A 22476-nucleotide genomic window follows, 5' to 3' on the forward strand; every position below is an offset into this window, starting at 1 on the left:
ATAAATATAATTTGAACAAGCTGAAGTTTATTAAAATAAAAAAGCTCCCTACGGGAGCCTTTTTATTTAATCTTCTAATTTTTTATAAACAAACCACCAATCATAACCTTCATAATTTTTAAGTCTTTCTTCTGCTGATTTCATATTAGAAGCAGGTGGAATAATAACTTTCTCTCCTATTAATTCATTATTTGGCCAATTTGCAGGCATTGCAGCTTTAGATTTATCAGATAATTGAAGTGCTTTTATTGCCCTTAAAATTTCATCCAGATTTCTACCTAATTCTGGTGGATAATAAATAATTGCTCTTACAGTGCCATTTGGATCTACAATAAATACAGCTCTAACTGTGTGTGAAGCTGAAGCGTGAATTAATCCTAATCTTTCTGCGGCCTTTCCCCTATCATCAGCTATTACAGGATATTGAATTTCTACACCAAGTTTTTCTTTTATCCAGTTAATCCAACTGATATGAGAAAAAACCTGATCAATACTTAAACCTATTAATTCTGTGTTTAACTTTTTAAACTCATCATATCTTTTTTGGAATCCTACAAATTCTGTTGTGCAAACAGGTGTAAAATCTGCTGGATGACTAAATAATACAAACCATTTTCCTTTAAAAACTTCTGGTAATTTCATCTTTCCATGTGTTGTAACAACTTCTAATTCTGGGAATTTTTCTCCTATTAATGGTATATTTGCCATTTAAAACACCTCCATGATATTTTTATAAAATTATAATGATTTCATTTTTATTATAACTCTTTTTTTGGTTTAAGTCAACTATAAAATATTAAAAAACATTTGCAAGTATATTAAAAAAAGCAGCTGATTTCTCAGCTGCTTAATTATAATTATTCTGGTTTATTATTCAATATTTTTTCAATTTCTTCCATTATTTCATCTGTAAGTTTTTCTTTTATTTCAACTGCCTTCATATTATCTCTAACCTGTTCTACTCTGCTTGCACCAGTTATTACAGTACTTACATTTTTGTTTTTCAACAACCATGCTAATGCTAATTGAGCCATAGTTGCATCTAAATCTTTTGCAATTTCAGATAACTTTCTAACTTTTTCAATATTTTCATCTGTTAATAGTCCTTTTTCTTTTAAATGTGAAGCTAAATGAGAAAATTTTGACAATCTGCTATCTTCAGGTATTCCGTTATTATATTTACCTGTTAATATACCGCTTGCCAGAGGGCTCCAGGTTGTCAATCCAAGACCATATTTTTCGTATAATGTTTTAAACTCTTTTTCAACCTTTTCTCTTACAAACATATTGTATTGAGGTTGTTCCATGGTCGGCGGAATACAATTTAATTCTTTAGCTGCTTCAAATGCTGCCTCTATTTGCTCTGCACTCCATTCCGATGTTCCCCAATACATAGCCAAACCATTTCTAATTATGTAATCCATAGCAAAAACTGTTTCTTCTATAGGAGTTTCTGGATCAGGTCTGTGACAGAAAATTAAATCTACATAGTCTAATTGTAATCTTTTTAATGAATTCCATGTTCCTTCTAATAAATGTTTTCTCGATAATCCTCTATCATTTGGTCCATTTCCACCCCAGAAAATTTTTGTAGAAATTACTAAATCTGTTCTTTTATATTCTTTTAAAGCCATACCCATTAGAGATTCAGATAATCCATTTGCATATGCTTCAGCATTATCGAAAAAGTTAACTCCGTGATTAAATGCTTCTTTCATACAGGCTTTTACATTTTCAACATCTAACTGATTGCCAAATGTTAACCATGAACCAAAAGATAATTCACTTACCTTTATTCCAGATTTTCCAAGTCTTCTATATTCCATAAAATCTTCCCCCTTAAATTTAGTTTGTTATACTAATTATAACATATTTATTTTTAATATCAAAATATTTTAGGAGAGCGATAGCTCAAAAGTTTTTTATTAAAAACCAATTTTTTAATTTGAGACTTTTTTGACATCCCATATTTTATGATTATAGGTATATTATAAATGCACCAAATATTAATAGAATAGTTCCAAAAACTCTGATAGCAACTTTTTCTTTAAAAATAACTTTTGCAAAAAAAGCTGTTATTAAAGATGAAGTCATTGATATAGGTTCGGCAATGCTAACATCAATATATTTGAACATATTTAGCAAAGCAATATATGAATATGCATTTGAAATACCGCCGCTTATTAGAGAAGAAAATTTTTTATTAATTATAGAAATGTGAGGTTTTATTGATTTGTATTTTATTATTGTTATAATGAAAAAATATACGCTTACTATTAAGTATATAGAAATAGAATAACTTAAAGAATTTGTATTTTTTATAAAATATCCATCAATTGTTCGACCAATTGCCATTAAACCTGAGGATAGTAACATGGCAACAGCGCCTTTACTTTTAAGAATATTTTTATAGGATTCTTTCAAATTAATGTCCTTTTTTAAATATGAAACGCCATATAGCATTAATAAACTACCTGAGATTTTTGTAATTGTAATTTTTTCATTTAAAAATATTGAGGTTGTTATTATCAGGAAAATAACATTCATATTATACAGCGGTGCAATAACAGAGGCATCTTCATTTGCCAATGCATAAACGTATAAGAAAAAAGATAAAGAATATATGCTGCCACTAAAAATAGCAGCTTTTAAAGAAAATAACGTTATATAATTAAAAAACGGGAAAAAAGATAAAAACGAAAAGAAGAAAAATGCCCATGAAGAAAGGATTGCATCTTCATTATCAGCTATTTTTTTTCCTGCTATTCTTTCATATCCAAGCAAAGTTATTCTTATAATCATCCATAAATAAATCATACCTGTAACACCATCACCACATCTTATCCAAGAGCATTGTCAAGTGTCATCATTACAAGAAAACCAATGATTAACGAAAAGGTTGCAGCTCTTTCATAACCATGAGAATGTGTTTCTGGAATAATTTCATCACTAATAACATACAACATAGCCCCCGCTGCAAGAGCAAGGAAAAACGGTAATGCTGGTTTCATTAAAACAATAAATCCCGCACCGACTAAACCTCCAATTGGTTCAACCCATCCTGAAAAAGCAGAATACCAAAAAGCCTGCTTTTTAGAATATCCTGCTTTCAAAAAAGACACAGCAGTTGCTGTTCCTTCTGGAATATTTTGAACACCAATGGCTGTAGCAACTACAATACCATTTTTTACCATTTCAGTAGTACCTCCACCGAAACTTACGCCAACAGCCATACCTTCCGGAAAATTGTGAAGTGTTATAGCTATAACAAAGAGCCACACTTTTTTTACAATTGCCATATTCGAACCTTCATGTCCTTTTAAAAAATGTTCATGTGGAGCAAACGTATCCATTAATTCTAAAATTATCGCTCCTACTATTATACCGATGACAGTAATCGTTACACCACCTAAATCAATAGCCGGAACTATTAAAGAAAACATTGTGGCAGCAAGCATTACTCCTGCTGCAAAGCCTAATGCCATATCAAGTTGTTTTTCTGTCATTGTTTTTTTCATAAAAAATATGGGTAATGCCCCAAGTGCGGTAGCACTACCGGCGATAATACTAGCCAAAACGCCATATGTGAAAATCTGACTTGACGTTAATTCCATATACTCACCTTCTTTCTAAAATTAGTGTTATATTTAATCTATCAGATTATTTACAATTATACGATGTCTAAAAAGTAAAACAATCGAAATAGACATTCTATTTTATTGTATTATATCATATCTAAAAATGAATTTTTTATTTATTGATTAAATTATGATATAAATTAAAAAAATGAGGCTTTCGCCTCAAAACTCATATTCTCCCAGAATAAACGGAATTGGATAAAATTTTTTTCTTTCATAGGCTTTTTTACCTGCACTTAATGGAAGTATAAAATTACCGGATAATGCAATATTAAGTTTATAATTAGTTATGGGTATTGAATATTTTGCACCAAATCCTGCTAGATATAATTGTTCATTTTGATAAGGAAAGACTATTATTGCTCTAATGTTTGTTTGGAGTAAAAAATCATCAGTTAAATAATATCCAATATTTATTGATGGTGAAAATAAGAAATTCCATTGTGTGGAAATTTTATCATTTTTAGCACATATAAATCCAAGAGATCCACCTAATTTGAGTTTATCCATATTATAATAAACACCTATGAAGGGATAAAAAGTTCCTGAAAGTTCTAAGCCAAATGAATAAGTGAAATTGTTGGAAAAAGAATAAAGAGTTATAAATACAATGACAATAATCAATAAAACTTTTTTCATTTTATTCACTCCTTTCGAAAAGTTTGAAATCCCATAAAAATTATGGGAGTACCCACCAGTGAATATGTTAGAATTCTTATGTAATCTATTTTATTTTTAAACATGATAATTGTGAAAAATATCGAAGCAATAAAAAATAATATTGAACCTATAAACCTGTATTTAATAGCTATATGAATTATTATTAATAAAAATAACCATGGCAACATTTGAATTATCATATTCTTTGTAAAACCATTTGAAAGCAATGTAAAAACAGTTAAAACAATAAACATTGTATAACCTGTTCTTTTTATAACTAAATCTCTTTCATATAAATATCCAATATAAAGTAGATTTTTTAATAGTAGTGGAAACAATGTATAAAAGAAAAATATTTCTTTTATAGGAATTTTTGAAAGGGTCAGAAAAAAAATAGAAATAATTATAGATGTGTATAATGTAATATTTGAAGTTTTATATCTTAAAAAACGTTCCATTTCATCTATTTTTTTTGAAAATATATCTTTATATATTTCTATTCCTATTATTATTATATATAAAATACTGAACCATTTGTTTATTGCAACTAACTGAGTAATGAAAAATATTAAAAATATTTCAAAAATAAAAAAATATTTTTTCACTTTAATTCACTCCTTTCGTTAAAGTGCTTTCATTTAAATCTTCTTTTTCTAAAACAAATAAATCCTCCACTTTACAGTTAAAAAAATATGCTAATTTTAAAGCTAATGATACTGATGGAGAATATTTACCTTTTTCTATATAATTAATTGTTTGTCGTGAAACCCCTATTTTTTTTGCTAATTCCTCTTGAGTTATATCAAACATTGCTCTATATACCTTTAATTTATTTTTCATAAAACTCCCTCCTATTGTAATTATAAAACTTACTTGACAAAATGTCAAGTTTTTTTGATATTTAATATTAATATTGCATTTCTAAATAGATACAATTTTGTTTAGTTATAGATAAATATGATTATTTTACAAATGAATTATCGAGTTTCAATCTTGAGTTATTCAAAGATAGTGTAACATTTTTTCTAATTATAAAAATGAATTAAATACATTTTTATATTAATATTAAGCAATAATTACATGTCAATTCTTTACTTTTGATTTACTATAATGTAATTTAATTGAAAAACTGTTTTTATTTAATTTTAAAAAAAATTAACATTTGAGTTAAAAAAATTCATATATCGAAAAGAGGGATGTTAGTTGAATTATAAAATAAACTATCTTTTATTTATTATATTTTTTATTATCACAACATCCTTTTCTGAAAACTTAATAATAGGAGTATACAATAATCCACCTTTAACTTATTATGAAAATAATGAGTATAGCGGGTTTGTTGTTGATTTAATATCAGAAATTTCAAAACGTGAAAAATGGAAAATTACATATAAATTTGATGCTTTTGATAGTTTATATAAAGATTTAAAAGAAGGGAAAATAGATATTCTTGTTGATATTGCGTATTCAAAAGACCGTGAAAAAGATATAACATTTAATAACGAGACTGTTTTTGCAAATTGGGGTATTTTATATACTAATGATGGTAACTTTAATTCAATATTGGATTTAAGATATAAACCGATAGCCGTTGTAAAAGATGATATTTATTATACAGGAAAAGATGGAATTAAAAACCTATCTAAAAACTTACGTTTACATATAAATTTTCTTGAATATTCTTCCTATAAAGAAGTTTTAGAAGCAGTAAAAAGGAAAGTTGCTTATGCTGGTGTTGTTAGTAGAACTTACAATGGAAAAGTTTATAATCTTCAAAAAACTTCAATCTCTTTTTTTCCTGTTGACATAAAATATGGGTTTAAAAAAGGTATAGATCCGAATATTATACAAATAATAGACCATTATTTAAATAAATGGAAAGACGATGAGTCTTCTATTTATTATAAATTATTAAATAAATACTTTTTAAATATTACAAATGAGATCCCTCAGTGGATTTTTTGGATATTATTTATAGGAATTTTTATTTTATTTATAACCCTATTAATGATTTACATATATAGAAAATCATTATTAAAAGCTACCAAAGAATTAAGAGAAAAGAATGAAAAATTAGAATCAACAAATGAAGAATTAATAGCAATTACCGAAGAGTTAGAAGATTTGTATAAGAAAAATGAGGAATTTTCAAATAATATTATGAAAATGATAGAAATTATGTCCAATTTGAAACCATCAAATTCAATAAATGAATTCTACAAACAAATTTTAGATGTTGCAATAAGTATAATACCTGAAGCAGATTATGGAAGTATTATATTAATTGATATAAAAAAGAAACAAACAAAGTTTATTGCTGCTCGAGGGCATGATATTAATAAATTAAAAAAAATAAAATCGTTAATAGGGAATATACCAAACAAAGAAAATATAAGGATTGTTAAAAATATTCTTTATACTGAAAAAAGTGAATATTTTTCTGAAAAAGATATTGAACTATTGTTAAAAGCAACTGTTCCCATAAAAGAAACTTTGGTTAAAGAAATACAATTAAACAAAGATTTATGGATTAAAATTTCATTGGATATTGATAAAAGTAGCAATAAACATTTTTCTGAAAATTCATTTAAACTTTTAGATGGATTTGGAAATTTAATAAAGGCTTTTTGGATGGAAAAATCTTTAACAAGAGAAGTAAAAAATGCGTATTTAAGATTTGCAACAAAACTTTCAATAATAGCAGAAGCACATGATGATATTACAGGTAATCATATATACAGAGTTGGAAAAATTTCAAGATTTATTGGTGAAAAATTGGGATTAAATGAAGAAAAATTGGAAGAAATAGAAAGTTTTGCTCCTCTTCATGATATCGGAAAAATATTCACAGATAGATCGTTATTAAGAAAAACAGAAAGTTTATCAGATGAAGAGTTTGAAGAAATAAAAATGCATACAATATATGCCGTTAAATTATTAGATGATCCATATTTTGAAACAGCAAAAAATATAGCTCTTTATCATCATGAAAAATATGATGGAAGTGGTTACCCATTTGGATTAAAAAATGGCGAAATACCAATAGAAGCTCAAATTGTTTCATTAGCTGATATATACGATGCTTTACGTTCAGAAAGAACATATAAAAAAGGATTTTCACACGAGACTGCTTATAGAATAATAACAAAGGGTGATGGAAGAGTTGAACCATCACATTTTCATCCGAAAATTCTTGGGATTTTTAAACAATATCATTTGGAGATTAAAGAAATCTATGATAGTTTATCAAGTAAAACCCATTTTCATAAAATTCATTCAAAGGGGGAAGGAAGATGACATTAAAAGCAAAAATTTGGTTGTTAGTTTTTGTATTATTAATATCTCAGCTAATTATTTTTTTAATTAGCAATAATGCTTTTTCTGTTGTTCAAAATAATGAAAATATTCTAATGAGAGCTTCGGATAACATGAAAAATATTGGACAATATTCAACAGATTTTATGGAAGCAAGAAAAAATATAGCAGAATATTTAGCATTTAATGATAAAAATCTAAAAAATAATGCTCAAAATAAATTAAAAGAGATTATTGATAATATATCAAAATTAGATTTGGATGAAGATTTGAAAAAAATACAAAAAGAAACAATTGAAAATATTAATTCATACTTAGATTTATTGAAAACATATGCTTCTGTTGAAGCAATAAAAAAAGATTCAAAGAATTTTAAAGATGTTGGAAATAAAGCTATTCTTTCTTTTGAAAAACTTCAAAAATCTATAGATGATAAAACTGAAGAAATTGTAATAAATAACGAAGCGATGATTGAAAAGTCTAAGAAATTTGGTATAACAGTAATTGTAATTTCCTTAATAATTGGCATATTATTCTCTATAGTATTGATAATGTCTATTTTAACTCCGCTAAAAATATTAATGAATTATGCAAAGAAACTTTCTGAAAAAGATTATACAGTTAAAATTACAGATATTAAAGATAAAAGTGAATTAGGCCAATTGATAAATATGTTCAAAGAAATGCATAAACAACTTAAAAAAGATATGCAAGACTTAAAAGAAGAAAGCATCACTCTTATATCTTCAATGAAAGAAATTACAGATACGTTAGAAGTATCAGCAGAAGCTACTCAAGAAACAACAACAGCAATTACAAACATTGCTTCAGAGATGGAAAATGTTACAGCATCTATAGAAGAAACAACAGCATCGGTTCAAGAAATTTCTTCAACTACAAAATTAATTGCTGATAGTGCAACAGAAGCTGCTCAATTTGGGCATGAATCGACAGAAGAAGCTGAAGAAGCAGGAAATACTGTAAAGAAAGCTATAGATAAAATGGCAGAAATCACAGAAACCACCTTTGAAATTGAGAAGGTTGTAAGGGAATTTAATGATAGTGCAATAAAAATCAAAGATTTTGTTGATACAGTTACAAATATAGCAGAACAGACAAATTTATTGGCATTAAATGCTGCGATAGAAGCGGCAAGAGCTGGCGAAGCAGGTAAAGGTTTTGCGGTAGTTGCAGATGAAGTCAGAGTTTTAGCAGAAGAAAGTAGAAAAGCAGCGGATGAGATCAGAGAAGTAGTAGAAGGTGTTCAGGTTGTTTCAACTGAAGCGATGAAGGTTTCAAGTGTTATAAATGAAAAAGTAAAAGAGGGCTCAGAACTTTCAAATGATGCAGGTAAAAATTTAGGTAAAATATTAAAATCAATAAAAGAAATTACCGCAAAGTTAGAGAGCATAGCTGCCAGTGTTGAGGAACAAACAGCATCTGTTGATGAGATTGCAACAGCAATGACAGATTTGTCTGAAAATGTTACGAAAATAAATGCATCTGTGCAACAAATAAATGCAGCGACTGAAGAACAAACAGCAAATATAGAAAACATTTCATCTGAAGCCCATCAAACAACTGAATTAGCTAAAAGGTTAGAAGATATTGTTGAACAATTTAAATTAAATTAAAAAATGTAGTATAATGTAAATGAGTAAAAAAGTAAATAAAATTTAAAAGGTGATGAGAAAATGCCACAATATATAAGTATTATTTTAGATAAAGAAAAATATGCAATACCTATGATTAATGTTCAAGAAGTTGTGAAATATGAAAATATTGTAAAAGTTCCGGGTTCTGATAATTACATAATAGGGGTTATTAATTTAAGAAATAAAACTATACCTATAATGAATCTTAAAGATAAACTTAATCTTGGAAACACTATTTTAAGTGATTCAAAAATTGTTATTTTAACAAAAAAAGGAAGTAATTTGGGCATTATAGTTGATGATACTTCTGAGATAATAGATGTTGAAGATCAGGAAATAGAAAAAATAAATAATGATAAATTTTCAACAGTTATTAGAAAAAATGAACATTTGTATAAAGTTATAGAAATAGATAGACTTTTTGAAGGTGATTTTAAAGATTATAAAAAAGAAACATTAGATAAACATATAAAATATAAACATGAGGAATTAATTCAAATTTTAAAGTTTAAATTAGGAAATGAAATAATGGCTATTCCAGTAGAAAATGTGCAAGAAATAGTAAAAAAACCGATGATTTACTCTGTTCCAGATATGCCTAATTTCGTAAAAGGAGTTATGACATTAAGAGGTGAAATAATACAAATTATAGATTTAAATGCGTTATTTAAAAAAGATAAATTAGATTTAAAAGAATTAATAATTATAAAAATCAATGGTATAAAATTTGGACTTCATGTAGAGGAAGTAAAAAATATTACAAGTGTAGAAATAGGGTCTATAAACAAATTGCCTGTAACTTCTAAAAATTCAAAAATTACAGGAGTAATAAATTTAAATGGTGAAATAATTACACTTTTAAATTTAGAAAAAATTTTTGATGAGTTGGGAATAGAAATAGAAAAAATTGTATTAGACGAAAATGAAAAAGACGAGGAGACAATTGATGAGTCAAAATTGTTTTTAATTTTCAAGTTAATTGATGAAGATTATGCAATAGAGATAGAAAAAGTAAGAGAAGTTACGGTGTTGGAAAACGGGAATATTAACGATGTTGTGAACATTAGGGGTGAAATAATACCTCTGATAAATTTAAATGAAAAGTTTAATAATAAGAATACCAATTCAAAAAATATAATAATAATAAGAGGAAAAGAAAAAGATTTTGGATTAATTGTAGATGAGGTAAAGGAAATTACAAGAATAAACAAAAGTAAAATAGAAAAGGTACCTGATGAGGTTATTTCAGATACTTCTGCAGGGGAATATTTAAAAAATATTATCAATCAAAATTCCAATTTGACTTTTATTATTGATACTGAAAAACTGGATATTTAGGGAGATAGTAGTATTGAAAAATTTTTTGAGAGTTATTTTTATAAAAATATATCTTTGATTCAAAAAACCAAATATCCAAATAGGATATTTGGTTTTTTATTATTCTAAAACAATATTTTAAATTCATGTTGATATTAAGATAAAAAAATTAAAATAAAGATATTATTACGATGTCTAAAAAGTCAAATTCACTCAGGCAGCTCGATTATCCTTAAAATTATTCATTCTCAGCCGTCGCTCAGATTTTTCATCCATGAAAAAGCTTCACTCAAAAAAAACGTCCTGTTTTTTTGACGGCTTCCATTTACGCTTAGATTTTTTAGGTATAAAAAATCTAAGGGAAAAGGCGAGCGATAGCTCAAAAGTTTTTAATCCAATGCCCTACCGAAGGTATGTTATATGGAGGTGAGCCATGAGAAAAAAAATACCATATGGGGAACAAAATTTTGAAAGAGTAATAATGCAAAATTATTATTACATAGATAGAACAGAATATATAGAAAAATTAGAATCATTAAATGAAAAAAATATAGTGTTTTTAAGGCCAAGGAAATTTGGAAAAACATTGTTCTTAGATACACTTGCAAAGTATTATGATATCAATTATGCAGAGAAATTTGAAGAATTATTTAAAAACTTATACATAGGAAAAAATCCAACACCATTAAAAAACAGTTATTATATATTGTATATGGACTTTTCTGGAATACAAACAGAAAATAAAGAAAAATTAATAAATAGTTTTAAAAATAAAGTTATACGTTCTCTTGATAATTTCAAATATGAATATAATATAAAAACCAAAATAGAAAAAGAACTAACAGAACCAGCAGATATTCTTGGTTCATTTCTTGATGGAATAAAGAATGAAATAAGAAAACCAATATACTTATTAATAGACGAATATGATCACTTTGCAAATGAATTATTGAGTTTTAACCTTGATTTATTCAAAGACAGCGTAACGAAACATGGATTTGTAAGAAAATTCTACGAAGAAATAAAAAAAGGAACACAAACAATAATAGAAAGACTATTCATGACAGGAGTAAGTCCAATAATGCTCGATTCATTAACCAGTGGATTTAACATAACAATGAATATAACATTAGCACCAGAATTCAATGAAATGCTTGGATTCAAAGAAGAAGAAGTAAAAGAATTATTGGAATATTATGACATATATTCAGAAAAATTATTAAAAGAAATGCAGGAAAATTATAATGGATATAGATTCAATATAAAAGCCAAAAACAGGGTATATAACCCAGACATGGTATTTTATAATACAATATCTAAGAGAACAGATGCCACCAGAAAAAATAATAGATGATAACATAATGAGTGATTACAAAAAAGTACAGAATCTATTTAGTCTTGGTGAATTACTTGGAGTAAAAATAGACAAAGAAGAAACCAAAGAAGAAAGAGAAAAAACAACATCAAAAAAAATAATAGGAGAATTATTAAATGAAATACTATTAACAGGAAAAACAGAATTAACAGAACTCACAACAATGTTCAATCCAAGAAAAAGGATAGAAATAAAAGATATAAAATCATTATTATTCTATCTTGGGTTCATGACATTTGAAAAAAAAGGAATAATAACATATTTAAAAATACCAAATTACTCAATGAAAAAAATATTCTCAGAATACTTCACAGAATACATAGAAGAAAAACTAACAGAATACATAGACCCAGAGCCAATAGAGATAGCAGTAAGAAAGATACTATCAGATGGAGAAATAAAAAGCTTTGCCAAAGAAATAGAAAACCTATTAAGCAAAATGGACAACAGAATATTCATGGGATTAGATGAAAAATACATAAAAGCGATAATGTATAGTTATCTAATACTAACGCCATATGCAATGGTAAAAATGGAATATCCAGTAGAAAATGGGTATATAGACATAGCAATGTTCAAAAGATATGAAGAAGTGCCATATGAAGCGATAATAGAAGTAAAATACATAAAGCAAAAAGAATACACAGAAGAAAAATTAAAAATGAAAATAAAACAGGCAAAAGAACAAATAGAAAAATACAAGAAATCATATAAATTAAATACAAAAAATGAAACGATGAAAAAGTATATAATTGTCTTTGTTGGAAAAGAAGCAAAATAAAAGTAATAACCGAACGGAACTATCCAAAATTCTGTGCAAATTGATAATAGTTGATTAATGGAGATTATTATAAAATATTACTAAATATAGAGTTTTTTCTCACATTTTCAAAAGTTTTATATGTTTTATTAATTTTTAATAAAAAGTTAAAATTTACACTGAAATTATTTTATAATAGTTTTTTTCATCAATACCAAGTGCTGATAGTTTTCCACCATACACACATCCTGTATCTATATCTATACTTATAATTTTATTTTTTTCATTTTTATGAAAATATATTTCATATTTTCCTGTTATATTGAAGGTTGGTGTGTGTCCATGAATTATAATATAAAATTCATATCTTTTATTTTTCATATAAAATTCATCTCTTATCCAGAGTAAATCTTTTTCATTTTGATCTGCTAATTTTATTCCATATCTAACTCCACCATGAACAAATAAATATTTTTGTTTATTTATTTGTTCCATATGATATAATTTTAAAGATTTTATAAATTTAATATATTTTTCTTCTATATTATTATTAAAACTTTTTAAGGTGGCTGATGCCCCATTTCTAAACCATACACCTTCTGCATATTTTCCTTTTTTTTCTATATAATCAATCATCATATCTTCATGATTACCTTTTAAAAAAATGGCTCTATTTTTTAATTTCATCAACAAGTCGAGGACCTTTTTTGAATCAGGTCCTCGATCAATATAATCACCCAGGAAAATTATCCTATCATTTTCCGATATTTCATTTAATATACCAAGCAAATTTTCATACATTCCATGTATATCTGATATTATCCATATCATCTTAGAAAATACCTTTCATAATCAACAGCCAGATAGATGATATTATAACACCATAAACAGGTGAAAAAATCCATTCTTTAGATTTTTGTTTTACGATAAAAAATCTATATAATAAACCAGCAAATATTGAGATTAATACCCATTCTATTTTAAATTTACTGAGAAATATATATATTGCCAGTCTTTCAGAAGCACCTGCTGTATCTTTTATCTGTTTATCAATGATATTATATGTTCTTTCAATAAATGAACCAAAACTTGTGGCAACCATCATTCCAATTAAATAATATATAAATTCATTTGAAATATATGAATTCATATAAACTTTATAAAATATTAGATTAATAATCAAAGCACCTATAAGATATAAAATTTCTCTTTTTAAATTTGTTCCTTTTATTCTATATATATCAATAAATATATGATATGTGATTAAAACTAAAAAAGCTATTATCCCAAAAGGATTTTTTAATGAGTCAAATGTAAATGCTAAAATAGATATAATACTCCACGCTATATGTGTTGTTAAATTATTCTTTGATTTTAATTTTTCAGAATATACATTAGAAAATGCATGATCTGCAACAAAATGAGATAAAAATCCATGTAAAGGTATCATTATTTCACCTGCTTTTTTGCCACCATTTGTTCTATAAAATATTGATGAACTGAAGGGTCATCTTCTATTTCTGGATGAAATGAGGCAACTAAAATATTATCCTGTCTAACAAGAACTGGTGCATCCTTGAATTCTATTAATCTTTCAATATTTTCTCCATATTTTACTATTTTTGGAGCTCTTATAAATGTAACTTTTATATCTTTTCCTTGAAAACTTAAAATCTCCTCAAAAGAAAATACCTGTCTTCCATATGCATTTCTTTCAACATATATATCTATTAATCCCATTGTTTCTTGTTGGGGATAATTAGCTATCCCCTTAGAAACAACTATCATTCCTGCACATGTTCCAAAAACTGGAAATCCATTCATGGCTTTTTTCTTTAATTCTTCCCATAAACCAACTTTTTTCATCAGTTTTGATATAGTAGTACTTTCACCACCAGGTATTATTAAACCAGCAACATTATTTAAGGTTTCTATAGATTTAACTCTAACGGGTGTATGTCCTATTTTTTCAATCATATTTGCATGTTCACGAATATCTCCCTGAACACCCAATACACCAATTTTCACCTTACCAACCTCTTTCCTGTAAATGAACATCCAATTGGTCTATTTCCAATCCCTCCATAGCTTCACCAACATCTTCGCTTATTTTTGCCAATTTCTCTGGATCATCATAATGTAACACGGCTTCAACTATAGCTTTTGCCATTTTTTTAGGTTCTTTTGATTTAAAAATACCTGAACCAACGAAAACCCCATCTGCACCTAATAACATCATTAATGCAGCATCTGCCGGTGTTGCTACACCACCTGCTGCAAAATTAACTACAGGTAGTCTTCCTAATTTCTTAACCTCTGCAACTAAATCAACAGGAGCTCCAATTTGTTTTGCATAAGTTACCAATTCTTCCTCTGGCATATTTTGAACTAATCTTACTTCATCCATGACCTGTCTCATATGTTTAACCGCTTCTACAACATTTCCTGTTCCAGCTTCACCTTTTGTTCTAATCATTGCAGCACCTTCTGCTATTCTTCTTAAAGCTTCACCTAAATTTCTTGCTCCACAAACAAATGGTACTTTATAATCATGTTTGTTTAAATGATATTTATTATCAGCAGGAGTTAAAACTTCTGATTCATCTATAAAATCCACACCTAAAGCTTCTAAAATTCTTGCTTCAGCAATATGGCCAATTCTAACCTTTGCCATAACTGGAATTGAAACTGCTTCCATTATTTCTTTTATTTTAGAAATGCTTGCCATTCTTGCAACTCCACCAGCTTTTCTAATATCTGCAGGAACTCTTTCAAGTGCCATAACGGCAACTGCACCAGCTTCTTCAGCAATTTTTGCTTGTTCTGCTGTTGTTACGTCCATAATAACACCATTTTTAAACATTTCTGCAAACCCTTTTTTTACCACCCATGTACCTTTTTCCATTTTATATGCCTCCCTTTTCTTCCCAATATTTTTTTGAAATTGTAGTTAATCGGGATAAATCACCTTTTTTTCTTCCAACCTTTGCACAATGTTTTCCGTTAACCTCAACGATATCTGCTGTAAAATCTATTTTTTCTTTTAATAATTTTGAACCAACACCATAACTATCTACGGGAACATCTAACGTTTCAAATAATTTAATTTTTTCAGCATCAAATCCTCCAGAAACAAGTATTTTTAGATTTTTTAACCCATTGCTATCAAAAATCTGTCTTGCTCTCCATACTAATTCCGGATTTACTCCTAATGATGATCTATCTTTTGGTATTACGCTTTTATCCCGGAGACTTCCAGATGTATCAAATCTAACTCCCCATATTTTATTTTTCCCTTCACCTATTATTATAGATGGATCTGTAATACCTGGCTTAAATGTTTTTCCAGTAATATATTCATAAAATTTCGATACTAACTTTAATGTTGTTCCAATAACATCATTATCCCAATCTACAAGTACTATTCGATTTACCTTTTCATCGATATGTTTATCAAAAGCTATAGCTGCTTCTGTTGTATCGCCGTCATATGATGCAATTAATGCATGAGGAATTGTTCCCATTGATTCAACACCCCAATAATCTGCATTAGCATCTGTTGACACACCAAATGCACCAGCTTTTAAAGCGGCGTAACCATCAGTAGCTTGTACCCAGAAATGGTCGAATCTTGCACTGAAAAATAGTATAGGCTTCCCATTCGCAACATCTACGACTTTTTTTACAGCTGTTGCGGTTGATGTAGCCCTTGCAAGTACTCCGAGTAATATTGTTTCTAAATATCCAAAATAAGCTGGATCTCCTTCTATAGTAAGAATTGGTTCCATATTATTTGCAATATCGCCATCATATAAGGCTTTTACTTCTATTTCATTCCATTTATCTACCCATAAATCATTTAGCATCATTCTTAAATCCCATTTTTTTGATGTTATCTTCAAAAGTTCATCTTTATCCATATTATGTGCTGCATTTTGAAGTGCTTTTTCCAGATTTAAAATTTGGTTAAATAAATCATTTGCTTTTTCTTCATTCTTATAATATCCTGTTCCAAAACGTAAAATTGCTAATGCTTCATCAATCCCAACCACAACACAGTCTTTTCTTGGAAAATATTGGTAAAGCACGTTAACGTGCTTTTTGTCTTTTTTCAAAACCTCAACATATCTCGTAAAATATTTATCGGAATAATACCCCATTCTTATTCTATCAATAGGGACTTTAAAAACTTTTGGATGTAGTCTTTTTGACAATTTAATCACCTCAAATTAATTATATATTTAAATTTATTCTTAAATGTTTTATATTCGTTAAAGTTTGTTATATGAAATTATTCTGTCATTTTCTATTATTAAACCTTCAAGTCTTAAAAAATATTTTTTTAATTCAGATTTTCCGCCATAATTTCCAAGAATACCTTTATTTTTTATTACACGATGACATGGAAATATTAAAGGTAAAACGTTTTTAGCCATAATACTACCAACTGCCCTCGATGCGTATGGATGGCCTGACATTATTGCTAACTCTTTGTATGAAACAACATTTCCAAACTTCACTTTTTTTAAAGCGGTAAGAACATCTTTTTCAAAATCACTTTTATAATGTATTTCATATGGAATTTCATTTAAGACATCTTTTCCGGACAAATACTCTTTAATTTTATAATAAAAATCTTTCGTGTATGCATCATAATACTCTTTAGCTGCTGCAGAAAATTCTATTTTAAAAATTCTATTGTTTTTCACAAATCCTATTATACTACTATAATTAACATTTATAACAAATTTATTCATTTTATCATCTCCATTGTATACTTTTATTGTAGTATACCAAAAAATCTTTGATATTCATATACTAATATATTTCAAATATAGACAAATAATCCTTAATATTAATTAAAAATTTTTAATTATGAAATTTTTTTCATGGTTATATATTTTAATTGAATATTAGTTTTTTAAATGAAATAATGTTATAATTACAATAATAGAATTATTTAAAAGGAGGAGTTTTATGACTACAGGATTTTTAGGTACCTTATTATGGTGGATTTTTATTTTCTACATATTAATGGGACCACAAATGAAGTTTGCACAATTAATCGCCGGAAGAAAAGCATTATTATCCTCTTTATCAAAAAAAAGAAACTCTACTGTTATTACTTTAATTCACAGACAGGAAAGTATGGGTTTTTTAGGTTTTCCTTTTTATAAATATATAAATGTTGAGGATAGCGAAGAAATTTTAAGAGCTATTAGAAAAGCACCAAAGGATAAACCTATTGATTTAATTATACATACTCCAGGCGGACTTGTTTTAGCAGCTACACAAATAGCTAAAGCTTTACATGATCATCCAGCCGAAACAAGAGTTATTGTTCCACATTATGCTATGAGTGGTGGAACATTAATTTCTTTAGCTGCAGACCAAATTATTATGGATAAACATGCTGTGTTAGGTCCTGTTGATCCACAATTAGGTCAAAACCCTGCACCAAGTATTGTTAAAGTTGTAGAGCAAAAAGGTGTGGATAAGGTTGATGATCAAACATTAATATTAGCAGATGTGGCAAAAAAATCTATATCTCAAGTTCAAAGATTTATTTTTAATGTTTTAAAGAATAATATGGATGAAGAAAAAGCTAAAGAATTATCTCGAACATTAACTGAAGGAAGATGGACACATGATTATCCAATAACAGTTGAAGAAGCTAAAGAACTTGGATTAAATATTTCAACAGATATGCCTGAAGAAGTATATGCACTAATGGATTTATATTCACAACCAATTAGACAAAGAGGAACTGTAGAATTTGTATCTTATACAAATAAAAAATAGAACATCTGGTTTTAACTTTGAATAATAGGTTTTAATCACTGCAATTATAATAATATAGTATTAAAATTTTAAATATATATATGTGTAATATGTAATAATATAAAAGTTCTGAGGATATCCCTCAGAACTTTTCGGCATAGTCGACAACTTCGACAAGTTTCGACTATCTTCGACAACTTTAATTTATATACAAATATTTACTTTTTCCTGAAAGTCTGTAAATTCCATTTTGTTCAATTATTATCCCAGTTTTTAATAATTTATCAAAAATAGAATATGCTGTAGATCGTGGAAATTTTATATTTTCTATTGCTTTTTTTAATATTTCTTCTTTCTTACCTGGAAACAAATCTTCGTCTATCATTAATTTTTGTTTTTCTGTCAAAGAAATTTCATTTAAATATTCATTTACAATATTCTTTATTGTTTCTTCAGCAAATATTTTGTCAATTTTACTTAATTTTTTGGATAATGCTTCAAAAACTAACTTTTGAGTTATCCAAAAAGCATCTCTTGGATTACCATCAGAATAATCTACAATTAGGTCTATTACACTTTCATTAAAATAATAAATAAATTCTTTTATTCTTTTTATAAGAATTTCCTTTATTTCGCTATTAGTAAATTCTCTTAAGTATATAATATCTTTTATCACATTTTCTAAATTTCCGCTCTCATTTCTATGTATTCTATCAAATTTATATTCTCTATAAATAGAATATGGTAATGAAACCATAACAACAAAACCTTCCTTTTGTAATTCCAATTTTAAATTATCTAAAACTAATAAAACTTCTTTTTTGCTTTCTTTATCGAGTTCATCAATTATTAAAACAACCTTTTTATATTTTTTTATCAACTCATCAGTTAATTTATTCAAATATTCTTTAGCCTTAAAATAATTAAACCTTGGAGTTTTCTGTTTTTGATTAGATATATCACCATTACCAAAAAATTTAACTCCTATTGCAAATCCTTTTATATAAGATATTTCCTCTAAAATCCATTCTTTTATTTCACTGGATATTTCTATATCTTTTTCTGTTTTTGCAGATATATTATATAAAATATCGTATAATATTGTATCCTGACTTTCTCTTTGAGATAAAGAAATTTTTATAGTATAAAAATCTGTATGTATGTTATTTATAACTGTGGTTTTGCCAATACCAGTCTCTCCACATATTCCATATATTCCATATGGTTGATAATTTATAATCAAATTAATCAACTCAAATTCTTTATCTCTATTAACAAGTAAATTTTTATTTTTTTCATCTAAAGGTTTATCTATAAGTCTTTCTATTATTTTTCCTAATTCCATTATTACACCTCTTTGTATAATATTATAATTTATTATTTACATATATTATACCATATTATCTTCGACATAGTCGACAACTTCGACAAATTTCGACTATCTTCGACAATATAAGAAACTCTCAAAAATGGAGTTTCAAATTTTACTGTATCATATAAAAAATAAATAAGACCAGGAAATACCTGGTCTTATTTATATATCTTATGAATTTATTGAGTTATTTTCTCAGGATCAAGAACAAAAATCAATAAATCTTTTTTATTAATAATATTTTTTAAATACTTGCCGCTTGATGTAGATGATTGAATTTCTTCTGGAACAGATTCTATCTCATGAATTTCTGCCCTTTTTATTTCATCAACTTCATCCACAATTAAACCATAATCTTTATTCTGCCCTTTTATTATCACTACGTTTTTAGAATTATTGTTTTTTTTATAAAATATCTGGTTTAAATCTATCAGGTGAATTACTTCACCTCTTATATTTACAACATCTGTTGTTTTTTCGACTACCGTAACTTCCCTTACTTTTTCTATTTCTATGGCATAATGCTCTTTTAAAAGTTTGAAAATTAAATATAATTTTGATTCTTCACTCTTTTCAATAATTTTTTCTTCTTTTAATAAATCTTCTTTTATTGTTAGTCCAAGTTCATCAAATATTTTTTCTAAATTTAATAGAGCAATTATTTCATCACGTAAATTTATTACACCAATTATTTTAGAATTTTTTGAAGTTATGGGTAATTTGTTTATATCTTCCTCTTTTATACTTACGATATTTTTAATCTCTTCAACGTGCAGTCCAAATTTTATCCCATTTATTTTCGTTATTATTAACTCTTTTAAATTAATATCCCTTTTTTTAAATATGGAATTTAAATCTATTATCTGTATAATTTCTCCTCTTAATGATGTAACTCCTTTTATAAATTCTGGCATATCTGGTACTGTATATATTTCTGGTTTTTTAACTATTTCCTGTACATTCTCCACAGGTATTGCCATTATCTCATTTCCTAATTTGAATTTTAGTATCTGAATTAAATTTTCATGAATTTTTTCTTTATCCTTTTCATCTTTTTCTACAAGATTTTTTAAATTAATATCAAATATTTTATCAATATCTATAACCTTATATACATTATTATTTGCTCTAATAACATTTGAATAAAATTCGGAATTTTTAAGTTTTTCTATATTCTGTTTTTCTACATTTATTATTTCTGTAGTATCGTCTACTATAACTCCAAGTTTATTTCCTTTTTTTGTTAAAATTACAATTTTATAATCATCTGTTATAACGCCTTTTAAATTTAATTTATTTTTTAGATTCATTATAGGGATTGTTTTATCTCGAAGATTTATTATCCCAATAATATAATCATCTGCTCCTGGAATTTTTACAATATTATACTTTTTTATGACCTCCTGTACATTTTCCATATTTAACGCATATTTTTCTTTGTTTAATATTATCGTTATATATTGTGGCATCTCTTCACCACCTTTCATTCAATTTATTAATCTTATATTTATATTATACAACAAAATTTGTTATTTTTCATAATATAAGTTATAATATTATTGAGATCAGTATTGGGGGGAAATTATGATTGACATGATTAAAAAGTTTATTGTAGAAAATTTAAAAAAATACAATTATAATGGAGTTGTTATAGGCATTAGTGGAGGTATAGATTCAGCAGTTGTTGGAAAACTCTGTGTAGAGGCCATTGGAAATAGCAATGTGATGGGCTTAATTTTGCCAGAAAGGGATTCATCACCTGAAACTGTTAATGATGCAAAAATGGTATGTGAATTTCTTGGTATAAAATATAAAGTCATAAATATTTCTCCAATATTAAAGAAAATTGGAGTTTATAATTTAGAACCTTCCACATTTTTTATTCCAAGAAAAATTCAGGAAAAATATGTGAGAAAGGAATTTAAAAAAAGAAACTATACAGATGATTTAATGAATAAAGGTGATAAGGATTTTTTGAAAGGATTGGCTTATTATAGAATAAAACATAGAATAAGAATGGTATTATTGTATTTTTATGCAGAGCAAATTAATTATGCTGTAATTGGTACAACAAATAAAACGGAATTAAAAGTAGGTTTTTATGTTAAATATGGAGATGATTCTGTGGATATAGAACCAATAATGCATTTATATAAAACACAGGTATTTGATTTGGCAAAAGAATTAAATATTCCAGAAAAAATAATAAGCAAGTCGCCATCGCCAGATTTGATTCCCGGAATTACTGACGAATACGCCATAGGTATATCTTATAAAGATTTGGATAGGATTTTGTTAAAAATAGAGAACAATAAGGATTTATCTGATGAAAATTCAGATATGGTAAAAAAGGTGAAAATGATTTTAAAAGCTGCAAAATATAGAGAAATTAAAAATATTCATATGGATTTTTATTAAATATTTATAGATAGCATGTCTAAAAAGTCTAAAATGAAATGAAGGCTCGAAGATTGCCCTTACACGCTACCGCTCTCCTTTTCCCTTAGATTTTTTATACCTAAAAAATCTAAGCGTGAATGGAATCCGTCAAAATTACATGGATGTAATGCCGCGAAACAATACACGATGTATTGTTTGAGCGA

At 26.9% G+C, this 22476-nt stretch carries 22 protein-coding genes; 7 read left to right on the plus strand and 15 right to left on the minus strand.

Annotated features, from left to right (window positions below):
- Positions 1 to 66: 66 nt before the first annotated feature.
- The 7 genes from XO12_RS09070 to XO12_RS09100 form a co-directional block, all read right to left on the minus strand.
- Positions 67 to 708 carry a peroxiredoxin gene (locus XO12_RS09070; protein WP_047266848.1) on the minus strand — a complete coding sequence of 214 codons (642 nt, stop codon included), beginning with the start codon at positions 706 to 708 and terminating at the stop codon, positions 67 to 69.
- Positions 709 to 857: 149 nt separating this feature from the next.
- Positions 858 to 1826 carry an aldo/keto reductase gene (locus tag XO12_RS09075; RefSeq protein ID WP_175420159.1) on the minus strand — a complete coding sequence of 323 codons (969 nt, stop codon included), beginning with the start codon at positions 1824 to 1826 and terminating at the stop codon, positions 858 to 860.
- Between the two features lie 151 nt (positions 1827 to 1977).
- Positions 1978 to 2802, minus strand: a complete 825-nt coding sequence (locus XO12_RS09080; RefSeq protein ID WP_254867714.1) for an EamA family transporter — start codon at positions 2800 to 2802, stop codon at positions 1978 to 1980.
- A gap of 38 nt (positions 2803 to 2840) precedes the next feature.
- Positions 2841 to 3614: a ZIP family metal transporter gene (locus XO12_RS09085; protein WP_175420161.1), complete on the minus strand. Its 774-nt coding sequence runs from the start codon at positions 3612 to 3614 to the stop codon at positions 2841 to 2843.
- Positions 3615 to 3800: 186 nt separating this feature from the next.
- Positions 3801 to 4277 carry a hypothetical protein gene (locus tag XO12_RS09090; RefSeq protein ID WP_047266844.1) on the minus strand — a complete coding sequence of 159 codons (477 nt, stop codon included), beginning with the start codon at positions 4275 to 4277 and terminating at the stop codon, positions 3801 to 3803.
- A gap of 5 nt (positions 4278 to 4282) precedes the next feature.
- Positions 4283 to 4903 carry a hypothetical protein gene (locus XO12_RS09095; RefSeq protein ID WP_047266843.1) on the minus strand — a complete coding sequence of 207 codons (621 nt, stop codon included), beginning with the start codon at positions 4901 to 4903 and terminating at the stop codon, positions 4283 to 4285.
- A 1-nt stretch (position 4904) separates the two neighbouring features.
- Complete coding sequence (locus tag XO12_RS09100) at positions 4905 to 5138, minus strand: helix-turn-helix transcriptional regulator (RefSeq protein ID WP_047266842.1); 234 nt, start codon at positions 5136 to 5138, stop codon at positions 4905 to 4907.
- Between the two features lie 363 nt (positions 5139 to 5501).
- On the opposite strand from XO12_RS09100, the gene XO12_RS09105 reads away from it, so the two are divergent.
- From XO12_RS09105 to XO12_RS11350, 5 genes are all read left to right on the plus strand, one after another.
- Positions 5502 to 7595, plus strand: a complete 2094-nt coding sequence (locus XO12_RS09105; RefSeq protein ID WP_175420162.1) for an HD domain-containing phosphohydrolase — start codon at positions 5502 to 5504, stop codon at positions 7593 to 7595.
- Positions 7592 to 9247 carry a methyl-accepting chemotaxis protein gene (locus XO12_RS09110; protein WP_175420163.1) on the plus strand — a complete coding sequence of 552 codons (1656 nt, stop codon included), beginning with the start codon at positions 7592 to 7594 and terminating at the stop codon, positions 9245 to 9247. The genes XO12_RS09105 and XO12_RS09110 overlap by 4 nt, the downstream gene beginning before the upstream one ends.
- Positions 9248 to 9307: 60 nt before the next feature.
- Positions 9308 to 10606, plus strand: a complete 1299-nt coding sequence (locus XO12_RS09115) for a chemotaxis protein CheW (RefSeq protein ID WP_175420164.1) — start codon at positions 9308 to 9310, stop codon at positions 10604 to 10606.
- Positions 10607 to 11018: 412 nt separating this feature from the next.
- A complete protein-coding gene (locus tag XO12_RS11345) occupies positions 11019 to 11939 on the plus strand; it encodes an AAA family ATPase (RefSeq protein ID WP_254867715.1) in 921 nt (306 codons plus the stop codon).
- Positions 11914 to 12741, plus strand: a complete 828-nt coding sequence (locus tag XO12_RS11350) for a PD-(D/E)XK nuclease domain-containing protein (RefSeq protein WP_254867716.1) — start codon at positions 11914 to 11916, stop codon at positions 12739 to 12741. Before XO12_RS11345 ends, XO12_RS11350 begins: the two co-directional genes overlap by 26 nt.
- 153 nt (positions 12742 to 12894) lie before the next feature.
- Here XO12_RS11350 and XO12_RS09125 read toward each other — a convergent pair whose 3' ends face one another.
- The 6 genes from XO12_RS09125 to XO12_RS09150 form a co-directional block, all read right to left on the minus strand.
- Complete coding sequence (locus tag XO12_RS09125; RefSeq protein ID WP_175420165.1) at positions 12895 to 13551, minus strand: metallophosphoesterase family protein; 657 nt, start codon at positions 13549 to 13551, stop codon at positions 12895 to 12897.
- A 1-nt stretch (position 13552) separates the two neighbouring features.
- The gene (locus XO12_RS09130) at positions 13553 to 14170 is read right to left on the minus strand and encodes a hypothetical protein (RefSeq protein ID WP_047265980.1); all 618 of its coding nucleotides are present in this window, start codon (positions 14168 to 14170) and stop codon (positions 13553 to 13555) included.
- A complete protein-coding gene (gene pdxT, locus XO12_RS09135) occupies positions 14170 to 14748 on the minus strand; it encodes a pyridoxal 5'-phosphate synthase glutaminase subunit PdxT (protein ID WP_175420166.1) in 579 nt (192 codons plus the stop codon). Before pdxT ends, XO12_RS09130 begins: the two co-directional genes overlap by 1 nt.
- A gap of 1 nt (position 14749) precedes the next feature.
- Positions 14750 to 15625: a pyridoxal 5'-phosphate synthase lyase subunit PdxS gene (gene pdxS / locus XO12_RS09140; RefSeq protein WP_047265981.1), complete on the minus strand. Its 876-nt coding sequence runs from the start codon at positions 15623 to 15625 to the stop codon at positions 14750 to 14752.
- 1 nt (position 15626) lies between these two features.
- Positions 15627 to 16880 carry a nicotinate phosphoribosyltransferase gene (locus XO12_RS09145; protein ID WP_047266015.1) on the minus strand — a complete coding sequence of 418 codons (1254 nt, stop codon included), beginning with the start codon at positions 16878 to 16880 and terminating at the stop codon, positions 15627 to 15629.
- 111 nt (positions 16881 to 16991) lie between these two features.
- On the minus strand, positions 16992 to 17477 hold the full coding sequence (locus XO12_RS09150) for a methylated-DNA--[protein]-cysteine S-methyltransferase (RefSeq protein ID WP_052913212.1): 486 nt from the start codon (positions 17475 to 17477) through the stop codon (positions 16992 to 16994).
- A gap of 220 nt (positions 17478 to 17697) precedes the next feature.
- Here XO12_RS09150 and XO12_RS09155 point away from each other — a divergent pair, with 220 nt between their 5' ends.
- Positions 17698 to 18522, plus strand: coding sequence for an ATP-dependent Clp protease proteolytic subunit (locus XO12_RS09155; RefSeq protein WP_047265982.1), 825 nt, complete (start codon positions 17698 to 17700; stop codon positions 18520 to 18522).
- Positions 18523 to 18700: 178 nt separating this feature from the next.
- On the opposite strand, the gene XO12_RS09160 is transcribed toward XO12_RS09155, so the two are convergent.
- A complete protein-coding gene (locus XO12_RS09160; RefSeq protein ID WP_175420167.1) occupies positions 18701 to 19846 on the minus strand; it encodes an AAA family ATPase in 1146 nt (381 codons plus the stop codon).
- 206 nt (positions 19847 to 20052) lie between these two features.
- A complete protein-coding gene (locus XO12_RS09165; RefSeq protein WP_175420168.1) occupies positions 20053 to 21342 on the minus strand; it encodes a chemotaxis protein CheW in 1290 nt (429 codons plus the stop codon).
- A gap of 115 nt (positions 21343 to 21457) precedes the next feature.
- Here XO12_RS09165 and nadE point away from each other — a divergent pair, with 115 nt between their 5' ends.
- The gene (nadE, locus tag XO12_RS09170; RefSeq protein ID WP_175420169.1) at positions 21458 to 22291 is read left to right on the plus strand and encodes an NAD(+) synthase; all 834 of its coding nucleotides are present in this window, start codon (positions 21458 to 21460) and stop codon (positions 22289 to 22291) included.
- Positions 22292 to 22476: the final 185 nt, after the last annotated feature.

Source organism: Marinitoga sp. 1154, assembly GCF_013363285.1.
In the GTDB taxonomy this organism is placed as follows: domain Bacteria; phylum Thermotogota; class Thermotogae; order Petrotogales; family Petrotogaceae; genus Marinitoga.